This window comes from Psychromarinibacter halotolerans (assembly GCF_029168315.1).
In the GTDB taxonomy this organism is placed as follows: domain Bacteria; phylum Pseudomonadota; class Alphaproteobacteria; order Rhodobacterales; family Rhodobacteraceae; genus Psychromarinibacter; species Psychromarinibacter halotolerans.
In genome coordinates this window covers 293,542-311,914 of record NZ_JARGYD010000004.1, presented here as the reverse complement: position 1 = coordinate 311,914, position 18,373 = coordinate 293,542, and the positions used below count along the sequence as shown (strand labels likewise).

Here is an 18,373-nt window from a genome sequence, read left to right as displayed (position 1 = left end):
TCGGTCATGTCCGAACACGCGAAACATCACCACCACGATCACGGCGCCCCTGTCCCCGACGGGTCCGAAACCGCGAAAGACCCTGTCTGCGGCATGACCGTCGAGGTCAAGGACGACACCCGAAGTGTGGATGTCGGCGGCAAGACCCATTATTTCTGCTCGGACGGCTGCGAGGAGAAGTTCAAGGCCGATCCGTGGTTCTACGTATCGGGCAACACCGACGACGCCGGTCAGCAGGCAAAGCCGGGCACGCAATGGACCTGCCCGATGCACCCCGAGATCTTGCGGGACGCGCCGGGCGATTGTCCGATCTGCGGCATGGCACTGGAGCCGATAGTGCCCAGTGCCGAAAGCGGCCCGAACCCGGAATTCGCGGACTTCAAGCGGCGCCTCTGGATCACGGCGCCCCTTGCCGCACTGGTATTCCTGCTGGAGATGGGTGCCCATGTCGGCATCCCGTTCGCGGACTGGATCGGACACACTCTGTTCGGCTGGGTCCAGTTTGCGCTGGCCACTCCGGTGGTCCTTCTATGCTGGCCCTTCTTCAAGCGCGGCTGGGCTTCGATCGTGAATCAAGCGCCGAACATGTGGACGCTTATCGCGCTGGGAACCGGCGCGGCCTACCTTTTCTCCGTGGTGTCGCTCCTGGCGCCGGGCCTGTTCCCCGCGGCCATGCGCGACGGCATGGGCATGACACCAGTATACTTCGAGGCTGCTGCCGTGATCCTTGTGCTCGTGCTGGTGGGCCAGGTCATGGAACTGGCGGCACGCGAAAGGACAGGCGACGCGATCAGGGCGCTGCTGGACCTTGCGCCGAAGACCGCTCGGCGGGTTAAGGACGGCGCAGAGACAGACGTTCCTCTGGACGAGGTTCAGACCGGCGACGTGCTAAGGGTGCGTCCCGGTGAAAGTGTGCCGGTGGACGGCATCGTGACAGAAGGGCGTTCCTCTGTGGACGAAAGCATGATCACGGGCGAGCCGGTCCCCGTCGAGAAAACCGACGGCGAACCTGTAACCGGGGGCACGCTGAACAAGACCGGCAGCTTCCTGATGCGGGCCCAGAATGTCGGCGCAGACACCACGCTTTCGCGGATCGTCGAGATGGTATCGAAAGCCCAGCGTTCCCGCGCGCCAATCCAGGCTATGGCCGATCGCGTCGCGGGCTGGTTCGTGCCGGCGGTTGTCGGAATTGCCGTGCTGGCCTTCCTGGCATGGGTTTCATTCGGCCCTGCTCCGGCCTTGTCTTATGCCTTCGTCGCGGCGGTTTCCGTTCTGATTATCGCCTGCCCCTGCGCACTGGGGTTGGCGACTCCTATGTCGATAATGGTGGCCACCGGGCGCGGCGCCCATGCCGGGGTGTTGATCCGGGATGCCGAGGCGCTGGAGCGTTTTTCCAAGGTCGACGTACTGGTTGTCGACAAGACTGGGACACTGACAGAAGGCAAGCCGACCCTGACCAACGCTGAGCCGCTGGAAGGCGACCGCGCGGAATTTCTCTCGCTGGTAGCCGCACTGGAACGCGGGTCCGAGCATCCCCTCGCCGAGGCGATCGTAAACGGTGCGCGTGAAGCCGGCGCCCAGGTTCTTGACGCTTCGGATTTCGATGCCGTCACAGGCAAGGGCGTAACGGGTACCGTTTCCGGCAGGCGAGTGGCGCTTGGAAATTCCGCGCTCATGCAGGAAGAGGGGGTCGACACTGGTGCGCTGTCAGACCGCGTGGCGGAACTGCAATCTAACGGCAAGACTGCTATGTATGTTGCCGTGGACGGCGCCGCGGCAGGCCTGATCGCTGTGGCCGACCGTGTTAAGGAAACGACACCGGGCGCGATCCGTTCCCTTCACGAGGCAGGTCTACGGCTGGTCATGGCCACGGGCGACGCAAAGGCGACTGCGGATGCCGTGGCAGGCCAATTGGGAATAGACGAGGTCCATGCCGGCGTCAGTCCCGAAGACAAGCACGCTTTGATCGAGAATCTGCAGAAAGAAGGCTTTTCGGTCGCGATGGCCGGGGACGGTGTAAACGACGCGCCTGCCCTTGCAGCAGCTGATGTCGGGATCGCCATGGGTACCGGCGCGGATGTTGCAATGGAAAGCGCGGGCATCACGCTGGTAAAGGGCGATCTGGGCGGCATCGTCCGGGCGCGGCGGTTGGCGCAGGCCACCATGCGCAATATCCGGGAGAACCTGTTTTTTGCCTTCGTCTACAACTCCGCCGGCGTTCCGCTGGCGGCGGGCATCCTGTACCCGTTCTTCGGCGTCCTGTTGTCGCCCATCGTGGCCGCGGCCGCCATGAGCCTGTCCTCCGTTTCCGTCATCGGAAATGCGCTGCGCCTCAGGGGTGCGAAGCTTTGAACCGGCGCGCGGTGACGGCGGGGGTATTGGGCCCCTCCGCCCGAGCCGTCTGAAATTGAAGTGGGCGGACTCTATCCAGCCGGCGCAGATAGAAACACCCCACGGCACGGCAATAATCTCGGAACCTTCCAGCGCTGTAACCCCGTTGTCCCTGAAAGAGGAAAACAGGAGACGACATGACCTATTCCCGATTTGCGCTGATGATCTTCGCTTCGACGGTCATCATGTTCGGCTTGATGTACCTGAACACCTACGCCTTCAAGCACATATTCTTTAGCGAAACGCGCGCCTACATGGCGATTGTGATGGGATCCACAATGGCCTTTGTCATGATGGCCTTCATGGTTTCGATGTATCCCAGCCGGGCTATGAACCTTGCCATCTTCACGGGCAGCGTAATGGTCTTCGCGATCTCTCTTTGGCTGGTCCGCAGCCAGGTAACGGTAAATGGCGTCAGCTACATGCGCGCGATGATCCCTCACCATTCGATCGCGATAATGACCTCGGAAAGGGCCGGCATCGAAGACGCCCGCGTTCGGAAGATGGCCGATGGTATCATCGACGCCCAGAACAAGGAAATTTCCGAAATGCGAGCGCTGATTGCCGATGTGGCGGGCGGCAACTTGGTTTCCGAAGTTTACCGCGACCCGCCGGCGCGACCCGGTTCACTGGAAGACGCGCTGAACAATACTCTGCTTTCCACTTTGGACCCGGCCCCGCTGACCGCCGAGGAAGCGACCGAGGCGATGCCGGAAGGAGATACCTGTGTGTTCCGCCGGACGCGGTCCGAAGCTCCGGTGCTGATCGCCTCCAGCGATGGAAGTGCGGCCGTCGCCAAGTTGAACGGAATCATCCTGACGCTGGAAAGCGGATCTGCCGAGGGTACCTATGCATCGGACGGCCTGAGCATGACGGTTGAACCGGTTGACACCATGCGCTCTGACAGCCTGCTGACCTTCCGCCTCAATCCCGGTCCCGAGGCGATCTACCGAGGGTTCTGGAGTTGTAGCGGATGACGATTTCCGAGCTGACTTGGCCATTTCCCAAGGCTGGAGATTCATGCCGTGAACGTGATCTGACGCGTCCCGTTAATGGGCGTAGCGTGCGCCAATGATTTGGCATGCGCTTCGGGCGTTGATATTGACGACACTGGTAATCTGGACGGCGCTGCCGCCCGGACCGGCACGTGCCATGGCCCTAAGCGCGCTGTGCTGCGACCATCACGTCCAGCTAAATTCGGTTGATAACGAAGCTTCGACGCATCACGGCAAACCGGACTCGGGGCATGCGCAGATATGCGAGAATTACTGCATCCTGGTGGATGCGCTGCGCATGCCAGTCCTGTCGGCCGGCGTGACAGGTCGCGTCTGGCGCGTGACCGCCCCGAGCGAAGAAGCCACGCACGCGTCTCGCGAGATTGCGCCCTCTTCCCCACCACCACGCGCGTGATCTCCACGGGAGACTGTCCCGCATCCGCGAAACACAATTCCTGCCGGAGATCACGATGACCCGACTTTCCCGCCGCGGCTTTCTTGCCGCTTCTGCCGCCATGTCCGCCTCGCTGGTCGTGCCCGCTCGCGCCCGCGCGGCATCGGACAGCCTTAGCCTCGTCGCGGAGACCCGCACGATAGATGTCAACGGTCGCGCCGCCACGGTGATGGGCCTGACCGGTCCCTCCGGGCAGCAGGGCCTGACTCTTAGTCCAGGCCAACGGTTCCAGGTCGAGCTGCTTAATGGCATCGACACGGACACGATCATCCATTGGCACGGGCAAATCCCGCCCAATGCGCAGGACGGCGCCCCCAATACGAACCGCATGCTGACCCCGGGCGAGCGTCGTGCCTACGACTTTGCGGCCCGCCCCGGCACCTACTGGATGCACAGCCATATCCCGCAGCAAGAGATCGCAATGCTTGCGGCACCCCTTATCGTCCGCAGTCCCGAGGACGTCGCCTCGGACCGCCAGGAAGTGGTGATGTTCCTGCACGATTTCAGCTTCCTGTCGCCTGAAGAAGTGATTTCCCAAACCGCAAGGGGTACTGGTGGCCATCACGGCATGGCCCATGCTCCTACGCCCGTGGACCACGGCGCGATGCACCATAATGGCGACAACGCAGCGGCAGCCCCGGACATGCCGCCGCTGCACGGGATGGACGCCACGGGCGCCATGCCGATGGATCTGAACGATTTCGACTTCGACGCCTATCTGGTGAATGACCGGACTCTGGAAGACCCCGAGATCGTACCGGTCGAATCCAACGGCCGGATCCGCCTTCGGATCATCAACGCCGCGTCCATGACGGCATTCTGGATTGATACGGGTGATCTCACCGGCCGACTCGTCGCAGTGGATGGCGATCACGTTCAATCATTGCCCGGCACGCGTTTTCCGATAGCTCCGGGGCAGCGACTGGAGATCGACCTCGATCTACCCGGCGACGGGATCGCGCGGCCGGTTCTGGCCCTTCGCGAAGGCGCACACGAACAGACGGGGCTTGTCCTTGCCCCGGCTGGCGCTCCGGTATCCCGCCTGTCGTCACGGGCCAAAACGGAAACCCCGCCAGTCGCCGGCGACATGCGCATGGAACTGGCCATGCGCGCCATGTCGCCCCTGTCGCAAAAGCAGCCGGACGACCGCCACATGGTCATGCTGGGCGGATCCATGAGCCCCTATGTCTGGACCATCAATGGCTCTGTCTGGAACGAGCACACGCCCATATCAGTCGCGCAAGGCGCGCGGGTCGCGATGATGTTCCACAACATGTCAATGATGGCCCATCCGATGCACTTGCACGGCCATGTTTTCCAAGTGATCGCTATCGGCGGCCAGTCCATTTCGGGAGCGCTGCGGGACACGGTACTCGTGCCTGCAATGGGATCGGTCACCGTCGCATTTGACGCCGGTGAGGCCGCGGCTTGGATGATGCACTGCCATCACATGGGGCATCTGGCTACGGGCATGATGACGGAATTGCAGGTCAGGGCCACGGCCTGATGTCGTAATCGGTAGCGCCGCGTGGAAAGCGGCGTTACCGAGTGTTCGGCGCCGTGCTCCGGTTGATCGCTGCGCATCCCGTGCGTGGCCATATGCCAGAAGTCCTGGCCCGTGACGACGTCTTTCATCCACCGCGCCCACGTCGCAGGTTGCGCGCGGCAGGCGGCAATTGACCTTGCCGTGCCGGATGAGGCAGATTTGTCCGGCACCTAATCGGAGGCACCGTGCGCCTGATCGTCTCCCTTTTCCTCGTTGGGCTTGTGGCAGTGATCACGCTGCCAGAGGCAGGCATGGCTGGCAGTATGGCCCATGGGCATGACTGCGTGACCTGCCCCGAGGACGTGAATGTTCAAGGCAGTCTTGACGATCCGGCCGCGCCTGCCTGCGCAGGTATGGAAAACTGCACGCTGGCACTTTTGCCCGCGGCGCCCTTGGTATCCGGAAACGGGGAACCCGTTCATCTCGGACGCGTCCGGCCGGACGGGACGCCCATTTTTTCGATTTCCATTCGCTTCGACCTGCCACCGCCGCGCGGCTGAAGCGATCGACTTCAGCATATTGGCGGAGCGTTTCCGCCTGACGGAACCGGTGCGCGGGAAGCTCCGCGCGATGCAGGATAGAAGAATGAACAGAACACTCGTCATCGGGGCCACGACTTGCGTCATCGCAGCAGCGGCCTATTTCGCAACCCACGGGACGGAAACCAAGACCCAGCCAGTGCCCGCGGAAGGTGATCCCATCGTTGCCATCACCTTGCCCGATAGCCTTTCACCCGAAGCTGAAATCGGCAAGCGTGCCTTCGACGCGATTTGCATGTCCTGCCATGGGGTGGATGCAACCGGGGTTCAGGGATCTGGCCCGCCCCTGGTGCACAAGATCTACGAGCCTTCGCACCACGCAGACATGGCATTCCAGATTGCCGTACAGCAGGGCGTGCGCGCCCACCATTGGACGTTTGGCAACATGCCACCGCAGGAAGGCCTGACCACCGCCGATGTCGGGGCGATCGCAACCTACGTGCGCGAGCTGCAGCGCGCCAACGGCATCAACTGAGACGTCTCAGATAGCGCTGAGCCGTCCCCGCTTAGTGTGCCCTCTCGGCCAGAACACAGCCGCTGCAAGGCTGGGGCGTCCTACATCAGCGGCAGCCCAACTTAACTTGCGTTTCGCTTCGCCTCTGTCTCTATAGAACAGCCTTTCTACCCGTCTCGGATATTTATATAACATGCAACGAATGTCCGCTGTGCGCCTTTCTTCCGGTGTTTCTTCGGAAGTGCAAAGTAATTTGAACAGGTGCGACGAACTGTAAGAAGGTCCCGCACATCTGAATTTCTTCCATACGATTTTGCTACGCTATATTGCGCAAGCCTATTTCGGAAAAACTGCGCCGCAGCGACGACCAAGCTCGCTAACGTTTGACTAGGGCCGCCATTGCCATCGCGACCCCGCCGCTCAAATCTCACTAGCGTCGGCGTTGGTTAGCGCATCTCCGAGCTAGGCGCCGGGTGAGTGCAACCTGCTATCCATCTTCAGATTACTCAAGCGGGGGCTGAGACCCGAAGGCCTCTACAAATCCGGGGCCTATTCAACCCAAGATCATGTGCCGCGCTCACCCTCGCCAGACCCTATTGAGATCCGCTAGTTTGCGTTCCCCCATTTCGATGAACTTCAAGTTGTCTTGGATCTCTGCCGGATCTGTTGCTGTTTCGTTGGCAGAGCGGAGTTGCGCAATGCAATCTTCCAACATCTCTTTCTCACGGAATACCTCATCCCAAATTGCCTTTTCCTCCCGGGTGGCAGGTCCAACGATCCGGACGCTTCCGCTGCGAACATCTACAACAACGTGATCGGGATGCGGGAGCGGCGGTGGCAGGTCCGTGACGCCAAGGGCCTGCCTTCGCGCGAGCTCACGTTCCCATTCAACCTTGTATTCAACCGCTGTTTCAAAAAAGCGCACTTGGAGGTCTCTGCGAGAGCTTTCCACCGCAGACAACAACTCCGAGAATAGCCGTTGCGCCCGATGCTGCCCTTTTGCTGCGTTGACAGCAAGCGACCGGATAACCGCCTGCGCCATCGGGACAGAGACACTGCGGTCTCCGTCCCGGACTGTAATGGTCCGATAGGCCTCCTCCAGAATGATGTTCTGCAACCGCTCTTCACTCAGCGAGGCGTGCTTGTTTTTCGCGCCCTTGGGCCGTCCGCGCGGATTGCCCGACTGGCCGGGCTTAAACCTCGTGTCCTTCGGCGGCTTGCCATAACCGACGTCATAGCTCGGTCGTACTTGGAGCGCCCTGCCCGCCCCGTCATCCTTATGTCGAGTCATTCGGATGTCTCCAGATGTTCGCCAACTCGGGGCCAGCCGCAGATGACGCACTCGGCATCATCCTTCGCCCAACCTTCCCAACGCTTGAGAATGCGGTCACAATAGAGTTCATCGAGCTCGACAACATACCCGCGCCGGCCCGTCTTGTCGGCCGCAATCAAGGTCGACCCCGAGCCGCCAAAGAGATCCAGAACGATCTCGCCGCGACCGGATACGTCACGGATGGCATCCGCGATCATCTGTACCGGCTTCACAGTCGGGTGGAGCGCCAGTTCGTCCATGCGACCGGTGCGCATAGTATTCACGCCTCTGTAGTTCCACACGTTGGTTCGGTAGCGACCATGTTGACCAAGCTCGAACGTATTGACGTGTGGCACCTCACCCTTCTTGAAAGCGAAGATCAGCTCATGGCGAGAGCGGTAGAAACTACCCATTCCGCCGTTGTCCTTGGCCCAGACGATCAGGTTCTTGAGTTCGTCATAGACGCTGTGCCCCGCCTCAAGCATCTCCCCAATGTGGCGCCAGTCCATGCAGAGGAAATGGATTGAGCCATCCAGACTGTGGTCCGCCATATTCCGGAACGCTTTGGCCAGAAACTCAGTGAACTCGGGAACCGACATCTCTCCGGACGCCATGGCAAACTCGCGGTGCTTGGTTTTGCCGGACCCTCCGACGTGTCCATCAATCTTCACATTGTAGGGCGGATCGGAAAACACCATCCGTGCCAATTCCCCAGCCATCAGCTGATCGACCACTGAGCTGTTGAGCGCATCCCCGCACACGAGCCGGTGACGGCCGAGTTGCCAGACATCACCGGGATGAACGCGACGCGGAGCAATAACTGGCAGAACGTCATCTTCAGGGTCGCCCGGTTCAACAACCGAAACATCACTCACAAGGGCATCAATTTCGCCGAGATCGAAACCGGTGACGCCGATGTCGAAGCCAATGTCTTCCACACCAAGGAGGGCCTGGAGTTCCTCGGCCAGGAGCTCCTCATCCCACCCCGCATTCAGCGCGAGTTTGTTGTCAGCAAGCACGTAGGCTCGTTTCTGCGCCTGCGTCATCTTTTCCAGACGAACGCAGGGGACCGCCGTCATGCCGATCATCTTTGCGGCCTCTACTCGCCCATGCCCCGCCAGGATGGTGTTGGACGTGTCAATCAGCGCGGGGTTGGTGAAACCGAAGGTACGTATGCTCTCGCCGAGCTGGCGAAGTTGTTTTCTGGAATGGGTGCGGGCGTTTTTAGCCCAAGGTTTGAGATCACTGATCGCGATCTCTTCGATGGCCATCGCCATAATCCTACTCCTTGTATTGAACTCGCGGCCGCAAAGGGTCGGAGAAAATACGGGAAACGCCCATAGAGGGCCTAAGAAGTTGAAGGCTATGCCGCTGCCCGTACACCGGGGGCGGACTGGTTGGGGTCCCATCGGGGTGGCCTGTCCTTTCCGGAGGGGCCGTATCCGTTCGGGGTGTCCCGCACTGCGTATCCGGGTGCAGGGGCGGCTTCTTCAGCGGCGCCTTTTCGGAAACGCGATGATCGATCGTCGTCAGCCTGAGCTGATTCCCATCACGTGAACATAATAGGAACACCGCGGTGAAGTCCAGCGCTCCCAAAAAACAAAATGAGGGCCCATTTGGAGAGGGCATCGAGTTGGGGCAGGACACGATCGCATTCACTCGCGACGATCCGCCGGATAGCGCCTGTTGCCTGCCGCAAAGGTTCCCTGCTCCGCGACGCCCAAAACCCTAATCCAGGGCAAGAAATTCCCTGTTTTACTACACAGGGAAATCCGCCTGAACCCTTTGAAATTGCGTTCGTTTCCGGGGCTCACTGCGCCCGAACCGACCCCAAACCGTCGAAATACCCTGTATTTTCCCTGTAAATCCGACCTCCAAAGCCGAGACCAGATAGCCCGGGAGTGGCTGCCCAGCCAGCGAGTTCCCCTAATTCAGATCTCGCGACGCAGGATGCGAATCCTGCACTGGCCTCCGTGCGCGGCGGTCATCCAGTCGACTCATTGATTGCCACCCTGAGGTCCCAGCACGGCTTGGGTGGAGCCGGACGCGCGGAGAGGACGGGAAGCGCACGCTGCGGCGAAGCGTTGCCCCGCCGCGATCGCCTTCGGCACTTTCGAGATTCTTAAGCTTGTTCGAAGCGCAACGCCCGGTCGGACGTTGGAGGGCACCCCGAGGTGCACAGCGCCGCCAGTTGGCTTTGAAAGGTTACCTGTCGGCCCCCATCACCCTATCGGCGCACGGTCCGACCTTAAGCCACCACCCGAGGCGGAACGCTCGGGTGGGGTCGATCAGGCGCGTTGGTCCGGCGCCCGGCGCCATCTGCGCGCCAGGTTCAGGCTTCCAAGACCCGCCAGCATGAGCAGAACGCTTTCCGGCAAGGGCACCGGCACCGGGATCACCGGGTCCGGAGACACCGGTTTGTCCGTGGGCCCGGGGGACAGCGGCGGGTTCGGCAAGGGCCCGTCCGGGTCGCCCGCGAACAGCCGCGGCTTGCTGGTCGGAATTCCACGGCTCAGGATAATGCCGTCGCCCGTCGGCGTGGGGCCCGGCTGGAAGATCGAATCCTGGTCCGGATCGGCAGGCGCCGTGGCCAGGGTGGGGCCGGTTTCGCCCTGCTTGATGATCGCCCAGTTGTCGCAGGCGTCCAATTTCACGAAGGACCAGCCGGCCATGTGCCACCCACGCGCCGTTTCCGGGTCGGACAGCAGGGCGACGGTGTAGGTGCGATAGGCGTAGGGGACGCCGTCCTTTTGATAGGACATCATCGAAAACACGGTTCCGTCGTCGACGATAACGGGCTCCGGCTCTGGATGCGCGGTCATCGCGGCCTCCAGCTCTGCCAGTTCGACATCCGTCAGCTGTTCCTTGGCCCAGTCCAACGAACAGTTGCCGCGGCAGGCGTTCGGCCCCGGACCGCTCCACGTCGACAGCGAGACCGCCGCGGCGGTCTGCCCCCATAGGAGTAACACGAATACAAGAAATGCGCGTTTCACCGCACCACCCACTGAACAACTGTTTTCGGCATCGTTTTCGGTACCTGATATATGGGCAGGCGCCACATAAATTCCACAAACCTGCCCAAAAGGAGATGCGTTTCCGCCCATGCATTTCATCAATGCCTGACGTCAAGTTAATATTGTCTTTACGCGTGAAACGAAGCCCGCAACCTGTTGCTTTTCTGCTTCGTTTTTCGGGTCGAAATGGGTGTATCGGCTGAGGTAATCGACCGTGCTTAGCTGCGCCGCGCCCCCAAAAAGCCGCAATTCACCAAGCTGTTAGCAGGGTCGTGCAATGCGGGCCGCGGCGGGAACCAAGGCGGCGTCGGTCGCAACGACCAATATATTTGCGAGCGGTCGCTCAGGACATGACGCGCATCCGCTGAACGCCAGTCCAGCGAGAGCGTTCCTTAGGCCCGAAGGACGCAACGCCCCTGCCCCTCACGGGCGCGCCGCGCCAAGGACGCTCCGGCGTCGCCCGCTCAGGCGCGCCGAAGGACGTGGTGGCCGGGTTCGACCTCGGTCATCACGTCGTCGGGCCTGTGCGGATGATCCGACGGGTCGAACCGGATCCGCTGGCGCGCGCGCTCCTGCGCGGGGTTGGGGATCGGGATCGCCGACAAAAGCGACCGCGTATAGTCGTGCTGCGGGTTCTCGAACAGCATCTCGGTCGGGGCGATCTCGACGATGCGGCCGCGCATCATCACGGCCACCCGGTGGCACAGGAACCGCACCATGCTGAGGTCATGCGCGATGAACAGGTAGGCAAGGCCAAGCTCGGCCTGCAGGTCACTGAAAAGGTTGACGATCTGCGCCTGAATCGAAACGTCGAGCGCGGTGATCGGTTCGTCCGCGACAATCAGCCGGGGGCGCACGCCGATGGCACGCGCGATGTTGATGCGCTGTCGCTGGCCACCCGAGAACTCGTGCGGGAAGCGTTCCATGAAATCCACCGGCATGCCGACCTGCGTGAACAGGTCGGCGACCCGGTCGCGGGTCTCGGTCCGGTTCTTCGTAAGGCCGTGGATCTGCAGCGGTTCGGCCACGAAGTCGCCGACCTTCATGCGCGGGTTCAGCGCGGCATAGGGGTCCTGAAACACCACCTGCATCTCGCGCCGATACATTTTCATCTGGCGCTGGTCGATGCCGTGGATCGGGTTGCCGTCGAAATGGATCTCGCCCGCGGTGGGGTCTTCCAGACGCAGGACCAGTCGGCCGGTCGTGCTTTTGCCCGAGCCGGATTCACCGACAAGGCCGAGGATCTCGTTCTGCCCCACCTCGAAGTCGATGCCGTCGACGGCGCGCACCTCGTGGCCAGAGCCAAGAAAGCCCGATTGGCCGTAGATCTTTTGCAGGCCTGCGACGGACAGCAGCGGTGTCTTGCTCATGCCCCTGCTCCGTTCTGGTCCGCCAACAGTTTCGGCAGGTCGTACCATGCCGCGACCATGTGGCCGGGTGCGCCGCCTTCGACGGGACGCAGCGGCGGCATCTCGGTGTGGCAACGGTCGGTCGCGAACCGGTTGCGCGGCGCGAAGGGATCGCCCGGCGGCGGATCGCGCAGGTCCGGCGGCGCGCCCGGGATCTGGTACAGGCGGCCCATCTGGCGGCGTTCGTCGGTCGGCAGCGACTGCAACAGACCCCAGGTGTAGGCGTTGCGCGGCGAGGCGAACACGTCGTCGATCGGCCCGCGCTCGACCACGCGGCCCGCGTACATCACCTGAATCGTGTCGGCGAGCCCGGCCACCACGCCCATGTCGTGGGTGATCCAGATCACGGTCATGTTGTTCTCGCGCTTGAGGTCCTGCATCAGTTCAAGGATCTCGGCCTGCACGGTCACGTCCAGCGCGGTCGTCGCCTCGTCCGCGATCAACAGGTTGGGGTCGCAGGCGATGCCGATGGCGATCATGACCCGCTGACGCATCCCGCCCGAGAACTGGTGCGGATAGTTACGGATGCGCCGGGCGGCGTCGGGAATACGGACCATTTCCAAAAGCTCGATCGCGCGCCGGGTGGCGGCCTTGCCGGTCAGGCCCATGTGGCGATTGAGCGCCTCGACCAATTGCCGCTCGACGGTCAGGACCGGGTTCAACGACGTCATCGGGTCCTGAAACACGAAGCCGATCTCGCGGCCCCGGATCGACCGGCGCTCGGCCTCGGACATCTTCAGCAGGTCCCTGCCGCGATACAGCACCTCGCCCGACACGATGCGGCCCGGAGGCTGCGGCACGAGACCGGCCATCGCCAGAACATGCACGCTTTTACCGGACCCGGATTCGCCGACGATCCCCAACGTCTGCCCCTCTTCGAGGGTGTAGGACACGTCGTTCACCGCGTGCACGGTGCCGCCGCCGCTGTCGAATTCGACGGTCAGATTGCGGACTTCCAGAATGGGGGCCATGTCGCGTCTCTCTCCGGCAGTCATCGGCGCAGTTTCGGGTCAAAGTAGTCGCGCAGCCAGTCGCCCATCAGGTTCACCGACAGCACCGTCAGCGCGATGGCGATGCCCGGGAAGGTCACCACCCACCACGCGGTGTTGATATAGGTGCGCCCGTCGGCCAGCATCCGCCCCCAGCTGGGCGACGGCGGCTGCACACCCAGCCCAAGGAAGCTGAGTGCGGCGTCCATGACGATCACGCGGGCCAGTTCAAGCGTGCCGACCACCAGCGCGGGTGTGACCACGTTGGGCAGGATGTGCCGCACCATGGTGCGCATCGGCCCCGAACCGGCGGCGCGGGCCGACAGGATGAACTCGCGCTCGCGCAGGCCCAGCACCTGCCCGCGCACGATCCGGGCATAGTTGGTCCAGCTGGTGAGCCCCAGCACGATGATCAGGTTCATCAGGCTCGGCCCCAGCGCGGCCACGACCAGCAGCGCGAACAGCACAAGCGGAAAGGCCAGCTGGATGTCGACAAGCCGCATCAGCACGCGGTCGGTCCAGCCGCCGAAATAGCCGGCCACGATGCCGATGGCGAGGCCGATCACCGCCCCCACCAGCACCGCGCAGATCCCGATGGTCAGCGTCACCCGCGCGCCATAGACGATGCGGGACAGCACGTCGCGGCCAAGCTCGTCGGTGCCCAGCGGGTGCGCCCCGGGCGAAAACAGGCCCTCCCACGTCGGCGGCGCAAGGCGGGCCAGCAGGTCGGGGCGGACCGGGCTGGCCAGTCCGAAATAGGGGGCGAACAGCGCGCCGAGGATCAGCACCAGCAGCAGCACGGCCCCGATCAGGCCCGAGCGGCTTTTCAACAGTGCGGGGAAGAACGTGGTCATGTCAGCTCCGCCGTTGTTTGATGCGCGGATCGAGGACGGCATACATCAGATCCACAAGGAAGTTGGCGAGCACGAAGATCGTGGCCACCATCGCGACGCCCGCCTGAATCAGCGGGAAGTCGTTGGAATCGATCGCCTGGAAGATCAGGCGTCCGACGCCGGGCCACGCGAAGACGGTCTCTGTCACCACGGCGCCGCCCAGAAGCTCGCCCACGAGGATACCGATCATCGTGACCACCGGGATCAGCGCGTTGCGCAGGGTGTGCCACATCAGGATCGTGCGCGGCAGCAGGCCCTTGGCGCGGGCGGTGCGGACGTAGTCCTCTTTCATGGTGTCCAGCATCGACGACCGCAGCAGGCGCGCGATCGACGCGCTGATGAAAACCGCCACGGTAAAGGCCGGCAACAGCAGGTGCGACCAGCTGCCATAGCCACCGGTGGGCAGCCAGCCAAGCTGCACCGCAAACAGCAGGATCAGCATGATCCCCAGCCAGAACACCGGCGTCGCCTGCCCCAGCATGGCAAGGCTCATCACGATGAATTCGGCGAAGGTGCCACGCTTGAGCGCCGCGATCAGGCCCGCGGCCCCGCCCAGAACGATACCGATCGCCAGCGCGGCCGAGGCCAGCTGGATCGTCGCGGGCATCCGTTCAAGGATGACCTCGGCGGCGGGGCGGTTGTGAACGAAGCTGTCGCCGAAATCGCCGCGCAGCACGTCGCCGAGGAACGAGAGATACTGGACGATCAGCGGCTGATCGAGCCCCAGCTGCGCGCGCAGGGTGTCCATCTCGGCGGTCGAGGTCCCGACGGGCACCAGCAGCGTGACCGGATCGCCCAGCAGGCGCGTGACGAAGAACACGATGGTCATCACGCCCCAGATCGAGATCACCGCCTCGAGAAACTTGGTCAGTACGTAACGGGTCATGCTGGCTCCTGCCCGGCTGGGGCGGGGCGACGGCGCGCTGCTGTCGCTCTACCCCGGATTGATCTGTTTCTCTGCCTCACGAGCCGACTGTCCTCGCCCACTCTTCGTATGTGATTTTCACATACTAAAGGGTTACAGATGCGCGTCAAGAATTTGCGAAGACGTCGCGTCCTCCGCTCCGAAGCCGTTCAGGACCTGCTCTGACAGGCTTTTTAGGCTGTCATTTTCAAGGTCCAGACCGGCCAGAAGATCGTTCTCGGCCACGAAATCGCGGCCATATATGGCATTGCACAGGATCAGGCCAGCGGAATGCACCGGTGTCGGCACCCCCGCAAGCTTGCCCAGCGCCACGATGAAAGCGATGCCGAAGGGCACGTCTTCGGTGATGAAACGCGTGGACACGTCGCGCGGCCCCGGCGAGGTGCCCTTGCGGCGCGCCGCGATGGCCTGCGCCAGTTCGTGGACGCTGTCGGTGTCGGGCAGGTCGTCGTGGGACTTGCGATAGTGTTCCAGAGCGGTGCGGACGGTGACGCCCATCCGGTCGGCAAGGGCCAGACGTTCGGCATCCAGTTCCTCGACCAGCTGGCCCACCGCGGCGGTGATGCCGCCGTAATTGCTCCAGTCCTCGGCATTTTCGATGCGGGTGAAGTTCAACAGCGCGTTCGCCATGTGGAACGGCGGGTTGAGGTTGCTGAGCGAGATCGCGAACAGGTTCGGACAGACCCCGAAGCGGTCGCCGAACAGCGCGGCGGACAGGGCCACTCCCTCGTCCGCGCGGTCCGCCGGGATCGTCGCGACCTCCAGCATGTTCCGCAGCATCCCGATCCGCACCTTGCCGTCAGCCATCGGGCCGCCGGTCACGGTCGTCGCCCAGCAGGCGATCAGCGGCCGGATGCCGCGCGCCGCCAGCATCCGCGCAAGGTACAGCCCGCCGAGCGACGCCTGCGAGCTGATGATCACCGACTGATCTGCGCGCAGGTACGGCGCCACCGCATCCATCGCGGCGCGGTGGCCGTTGCCCCGCAGTGCGAACATGACGACATCGGCGTCGGCCACGGCCTCGGGACCGGCGGCAACCGCGACATCGGTGGTGATCTGGGCCAGACCCGCCGTGGTGATGGTCATGGGTCCTCCCTGCCCCAGCGAGCCGCGCGGCGACCACAACATTGCCGTGTGGCCCCGCTCGGACAGAAGCGCGGCGGCGCCTTGTGCAATGGGTCCGGAACCGATGATGGCGACGTGCATTTTATTTCCTTCGAAGCGCGGTCAGCATCCCGAAACGCTGCCGGTCGAGGCGTTGCCAGACAATGAATAGCAGCTATTCAGGCTGCCCTCTTCCATCCCTTGCTCAAATCGTAGTCTGATTGGCGCCAATCCGAAAGAGAGGCCGTCATGCTTGATTCCCGACCCACAGATTCTGGCACCCAAGCCGGTGTCGAACGCCTGCGCGTAGGCGTGGATTCGGGGGGAACGTTCACCGACGTGACGCTGTACAGCGAGACGACGGGCGAGTTCTTCATCTGGAAGGTATCGAGCACCCGCGACGATCCCTCGCGCGCTATTTCCGAGGGGGTGCAGCAGGCCATCACCGCATGGCGCGACGACGCCCCGACCGAGGTCGTCTATTTCGGGCATGGCACCACCGTGGCCACGAACGCCCTGATCGAGAAGCGCGGCGCGCAGACCGGGCTGATCACCACCCGTGGCTTCCGCGACGTGCTAGAGATCGCGCGGCAGGTCCGGCCGGGCCTGTACGACCTTGCCCACCGCCGCCCGACGCCACTGTCGACCCGCGACCTGCGATTCGAAGTGACCGAGCGCATGACCTACGAGGGCGCGGTGCAGGCCCCGCTGGACGAAGCCGAGGTCCGCGAGGCCGCCCGCGCGCTGAAGGCCGCCGGGATCGGCGCCGTGGCCGTCTGCCTGATCAACAGCTACCGCAACCCCGCCCACGAGGCCCGCATCCGCCAGATCATGGCCGAGGAATACCCCGAGGTCTTCCTGACCGTCTCGACCGAGATCGCACCGGAATACCGCGAGTTCGAGCGCACCTCGACCTCGGTGGTGAATTCATACGTCGGCCCGATCATCCGCGATTACCTTCAGAACCTCGTCGGCAAGCTGGAAGATCAGGGCATCGTCACCTCGCCAAACCTGACCCAAAGCACCGGCGGCGTGATCTCGTTCGCGCAGGCCCAGCGAGAGCCGGTGCGCACCATCCTGTCCGGCCCGGCCGCAGGCGTCATCGGCGCCACGCAGATCGCCAGCGCGGCGGGCTTCGACAACATCATCACCTTCGACATGGGCGGCACCTCGACCGACGTGGCGCTGATCGAAGGCGCCTCGCCCCGCATGGCGGCCGAGGTCGAGGTGCACGGCTATCCGCTGTCGATCCCGATGCTGGACATCGAAACGGTCGGCGCCGGTGGCGGGTCCATCGCACGGGTCGACGCGGGCGGGCTGCTGGAAGTCGGCCCCGCAAGCGCGGGCGCCAATCCGGGACCGGCCTGTTATGAAAAGGGCAACACCGAACCCACGGTGACCGACGCCAACGTTTTGTTGCAGGCGCTGAACCCGGTGTCGCTGCTGAACGGGCGGATGCCGATCTCGCAAGAGGCGTCGCGCAACGCCATCGCGGGGCTGGCCGACCGCATGGGCGTGGACGTGATGGACGCCGCAACCGGCATCCTGCAGATGGCGATCGCCAACATGGTCAAGGCGGTCCGCGTGATCTCGGTCGAGCGCGGCCACGATCCGCGCGACTTCGTCCTGATGGCCTTTGGCGGCGCCGGGCCGCTGCACGCGACGCGGCTTGCGCGCGAACTGGGCATCGGCCGGGTGCTGCTGCCAAAGACGCCCGGCGTGTTGTGTTCTCTGGGGCTGCTGCTGTCCGACCTGCAGACCAGCTTCGCCGCCAGCCGCCCGATGGTGCTGGAGGCAAGCGCGCTGGACGACGTGCGCGCGGTGTTCGAAGACCTGTCCGCGAAGTCGGCCGACTGGTTCGATGTCGAAGGCATCGCCGACGAGGACCGGGCGACGACCTGTTCCGTCGACGTCCGCTATGCCGGTCAGGGGCACCAGCTGAACGTGCCCTGCGACCCCGCCTTGGACGCAGAGGCGTTTGTCGCCTCGGTCCGGACCGCATTCGAGGCGCTGCATGAACAGATGTATGGCTACATCGTCGACGGCGAAGCGATGCACGTCACCACCTTCCGGATGGAAGCCTCGGCCCGCGTCCCCAAGGTCCCACTGGCCGAGCACGCCCCAGCGACCACCCCGCTTGAAGACGCGGTGCAGGACCATCGCGACGTGTGGCTGACCGAGGTGGGCGGCATGGTCCGCTGCCCGGTCTACGACCGCGACCGGATGGGTCCGGGCCACGTTGTCGAGGGACCCGCCATCATCGAGCAGTTCGACTCGACCGCACTGGTCCTGACCGGCCAGACCGCGACCGTCGACCGCTTCCTGAACATCATCATCGAGGGCTGAGC

At 63.4% G+C, this 18,373-nt stretch carries 15 protein-coding genes; 7 read left to right on the top strand and 8 right to left on the bottom strand.

Annotation, left to right across the window (positions count from 1 at the left end):
- The first annotated feature begins 6 nt into the window (after positions 1–6).
- From P1K30_RS12570 to P1K30_RS12545, 6 genes are all read left to right on the top strand, one after another.
- Positions 7–2,352, top strand: coding sequence for a heavy metal translocating P-type ATPase (locus tag P1K30_RS12570; RefSeq protein ID WP_275633091.1), 2,346 nt, complete (start codon positions 7–9; stop codon positions 2,350–2,352).
- A gap of 176 nt (positions 2,353–2,528) precedes the next feature.
- Positions 2,529–3,368, top strand: coding sequence for a DUF305 domain-containing protein (locus P1K30_RS12565; protein ID WP_275633090.1), 840 nt, complete (start codon positions 2,529–2,531; stop codon positions 3,366–3,368).
- Positions 3,369–3,462: 94 nt separating this feature from the next.
- The gene (locus tag P1K30_RS12560) at positions 3,463–3,801 is read left to right on the top strand and encodes a hypothetical protein (protein ID WP_275633089.1); all 339 of its coding nucleotides are present in this window, start codon (positions 3,463–3,465) and stop codon (positions 3,799–3,801) included.
- Between the two features lie 55 nt (positions 3,802–3,856).
- Positions 3,857–5,347: a multicopper oxidase family protein gene (locus tag P1K30_RS12555; RefSeq protein WP_275633088.1), complete on the top strand. Its 1,491-nt coding sequence runs from the start codon at positions 3,857–3,859 to the stop codon at positions 5,345–5,347.
- A gap of 224 nt (positions 5,348–5,571) precedes the next feature.
- Entirely contained in the window at positions 5,572–5,886 is a 315-nt protein-coding gene (locus P1K30_RS12550) for a hypothetical protein (protein WP_275633087.1), read from the top strand.
- An 85-nt stretch (positions 5,887–5,971) separates the two neighbouring features.
- Positions 5,972–6,400 carry a c-type cytochrome gene (locus P1K30_RS12545; RefSeq protein WP_275633086.1) on the top strand — a complete coding sequence of 143 codons (429 nt, stop codon included), beginning with the start codon at positions 5,972–5,974 and terminating at the stop codon, positions 6,398–6,400.
- A 556-nt stretch (positions 6,401–6,956) separates the two neighbouring features.
- Here the strand turns inward: P1K30_RS12545 and P1K30_RS12540 are convergent.
- The 8 genes from P1K30_RS12540 to P1K30_RS12505 form a co-directional block, all read right to left on the bottom strand.
- Positions 6,957–7,670, bottom strand: coding sequence for a DUF5681 domain-containing protein (locus tag P1K30_RS12540; RefSeq protein ID WP_275633085.1), 714 nt, complete (start codon positions 7,668–7,670; stop codon positions 6,957–6,959).
- The gene (locus tag P1K30_RS12535) at positions 7,667–8,968 is read right to left on the bottom strand and encodes a site-specific DNA-methyltransferase (RefSeq protein WP_275633084.1); all 1,302 of its coding nucleotides are present in this window, start codon (positions 8,966–8,968) and stop codon (positions 7,667–7,669) included. Before P1K30_RS12535 ends, P1K30_RS12540 begins: the two co-directional genes overlap by 4 nt.
- Positions 8,969–9,979: 1,011 nt before the next feature.
- Positions 9,980–10,660 carry a hypothetical protein gene (locus P1K30_RS12530; RefSeq protein WP_275633083.1) on the bottom strand — a complete coding sequence of 227 codons (681 nt, stop codon included), beginning with the start codon at positions 10,658–10,660 and terminating at the stop codon, positions 9,980–9,982.
- Between the two features lie 509 nt (positions 10,661–11,169).
- The gene (locus P1K30_RS12525; protein ID WP_275633082.1) at positions 11,170–12,075 is read right to left on the bottom strand and encodes an ABC transporter ATP-binding protein; all 906 of its coding nucleotides are present in this window, start codon (positions 12,073–12,075) and stop codon (positions 11,170–11,172) included.
- Positions 12,072–13,085, bottom strand: coding sequence for an ABC transporter ATP-binding protein (locus tag P1K30_RS12520; RefSeq protein ID WP_275633081.1), 1,014 nt, complete (start codon positions 13,083–13,085; stop codon positions 12,072–12,074). Before P1K30_RS12520 ends, P1K30_RS12525 begins: the two co-directional genes overlap by 4 nt.
- Positions 13,086–13,105: 20 nt before the next feature.
- Positions 13,106–13,957: an ABC transporter permease gene (locus tag P1K30_RS12515; protein ID WP_275633080.1), complete on the bottom strand. Its 852-nt coding sequence runs from the start codon at positions 13,955–13,957 to the stop codon at positions 13,106–13,108.
- 1 nt (position 13,958) lies between these two features.
- Positions 13,959–14,882, bottom strand: coding sequence for an ABC transporter permease (locus P1K30_RS12510; RefSeq protein ID WP_275633079.1), 924 nt, complete (start codon positions 14,880–14,882; stop codon positions 13,959–13,961).
- Positions 14,883–15,014: 132 nt separating this feature from the next.
- Complete coding sequence (locus tag P1K30_RS12505) at positions 15,015–16,007, bottom strand: NAD/NADP octopine/nopaline dehydrogenase family protein (RefSeq protein ID WP_275633078.1); 993 nt, start codon at positions 16,005–16,007, stop codon at positions 15,015–15,017.
- Between the two features lie 267 nt (positions 16,008–16,274).
- Between P1K30_RS12505 and P1K30_RS12500 the strand changes: the two genes are divergently transcribed.
- On the top strand, positions 16,275–18,371 hold the full coding sequence (locus P1K30_RS12500) for a hydantoinase/oxoprolinase family protein (RefSeq protein WP_275633077.1): 2,097 nt from the start codon (positions 16,275–16,277) through the stop codon (positions 18,369–18,371).
- Positions 18,372–18,373 lie beyond the last annotated feature (2 nt).

Excerpts from the sequence above, each read along its gene's own strand:
- P1K30_RS12525 (WP_275633082.1), bottom strand. The coding sequence starts at position 12,075 with ATGAGCAAGACACCGCTGCTGTCCGTCGCAGGCCTGCAAAAGATCTAC.
- P1K30_RS12505 (WP_275633078.1), bottom strand. The coding sequence starts at position 16,007 with ATGACCATCACCACGGCGGGTCTGGCCCAGATCACCACCGATGTCGCG.
- P1K30_RS12545 (WP_275633086.1), top strand. The coding sequence starts at position 5,972 with ATGAACAGAACACTCGTCATCGGGGCCACGACTTGCGTCATCGCAGCA.
- P1K30_RS12565 (WP_275633090.1), top strand. The coding sequence starts at position 2,529 with ATGACCTATTCCCGATTTGCGCTGATGATCTTCGCTTCGACGGTCATC.
- P1K30_RS12560 (WP_275633089.1), top strand. The coding sequence starts at position 3,463 with ATGATTTGGCATGCGCTTCGGGCGTTGATATTGACGACACTGGTAATC.
- P1K30_RS12515 (WP_275633080.1), bottom strand. The coding sequence starts at position 13,957 with ATGACCACGTTCTTCCCCGCACTGTTGAAAAGCCGCTCGGGCCTGATC.
- P1K30_RS12570 (WP_275633091.1), top strand. The coding sequence starts at position 7 with ATGTCCGAACACGCGAAACATCACCACCACGATCACGGCGCCCCTGTC.
- P1K30_RS12535 (WP_275633084.1), bottom strand. The coding sequence starts at position 8,968 with ATGGCGATGGCCATCGAAGAGATCGCGATCAGTGATCTCAAACCTTGG.
- P1K30_RS12555 (WP_275633088.1), top strand. The coding sequence starts at position 3,857 with ATGACCCGACTTTCCCGCCGCGGCTTTCTTGCCGCTTCTGCCGCCATG.
- P1K30_RS12520 (WP_275633081.1), bottom strand. The coding sequence starts at position 13,085 with ATGGCCCCCATTCTGGAAGTCCGCAATCTGACCGTCGAATTCGACAGC.
- P1K30_RS12540 (WP_275633085.1), bottom strand. The coding sequence starts at position 7,670 with ATGACTCGACATAAGGATGACGGGGCGGGCAGGGCGCTCCAAGTACGA.
- P1K30_RS12500 (WP_275633077.1), top strand. The coding sequence starts at position 16,275 with ATGCTTGATTCCCGACCCACAGATTCTGGCACCCAAGCCGGTGTCGAA.
- P1K30_RS12510 (WP_275633079.1), bottom strand. The coding sequence starts at position 14,882 with ATGACCCGTTACGTACTGACCAAGTTTCTCGAGGCGGTGATCTCGATC.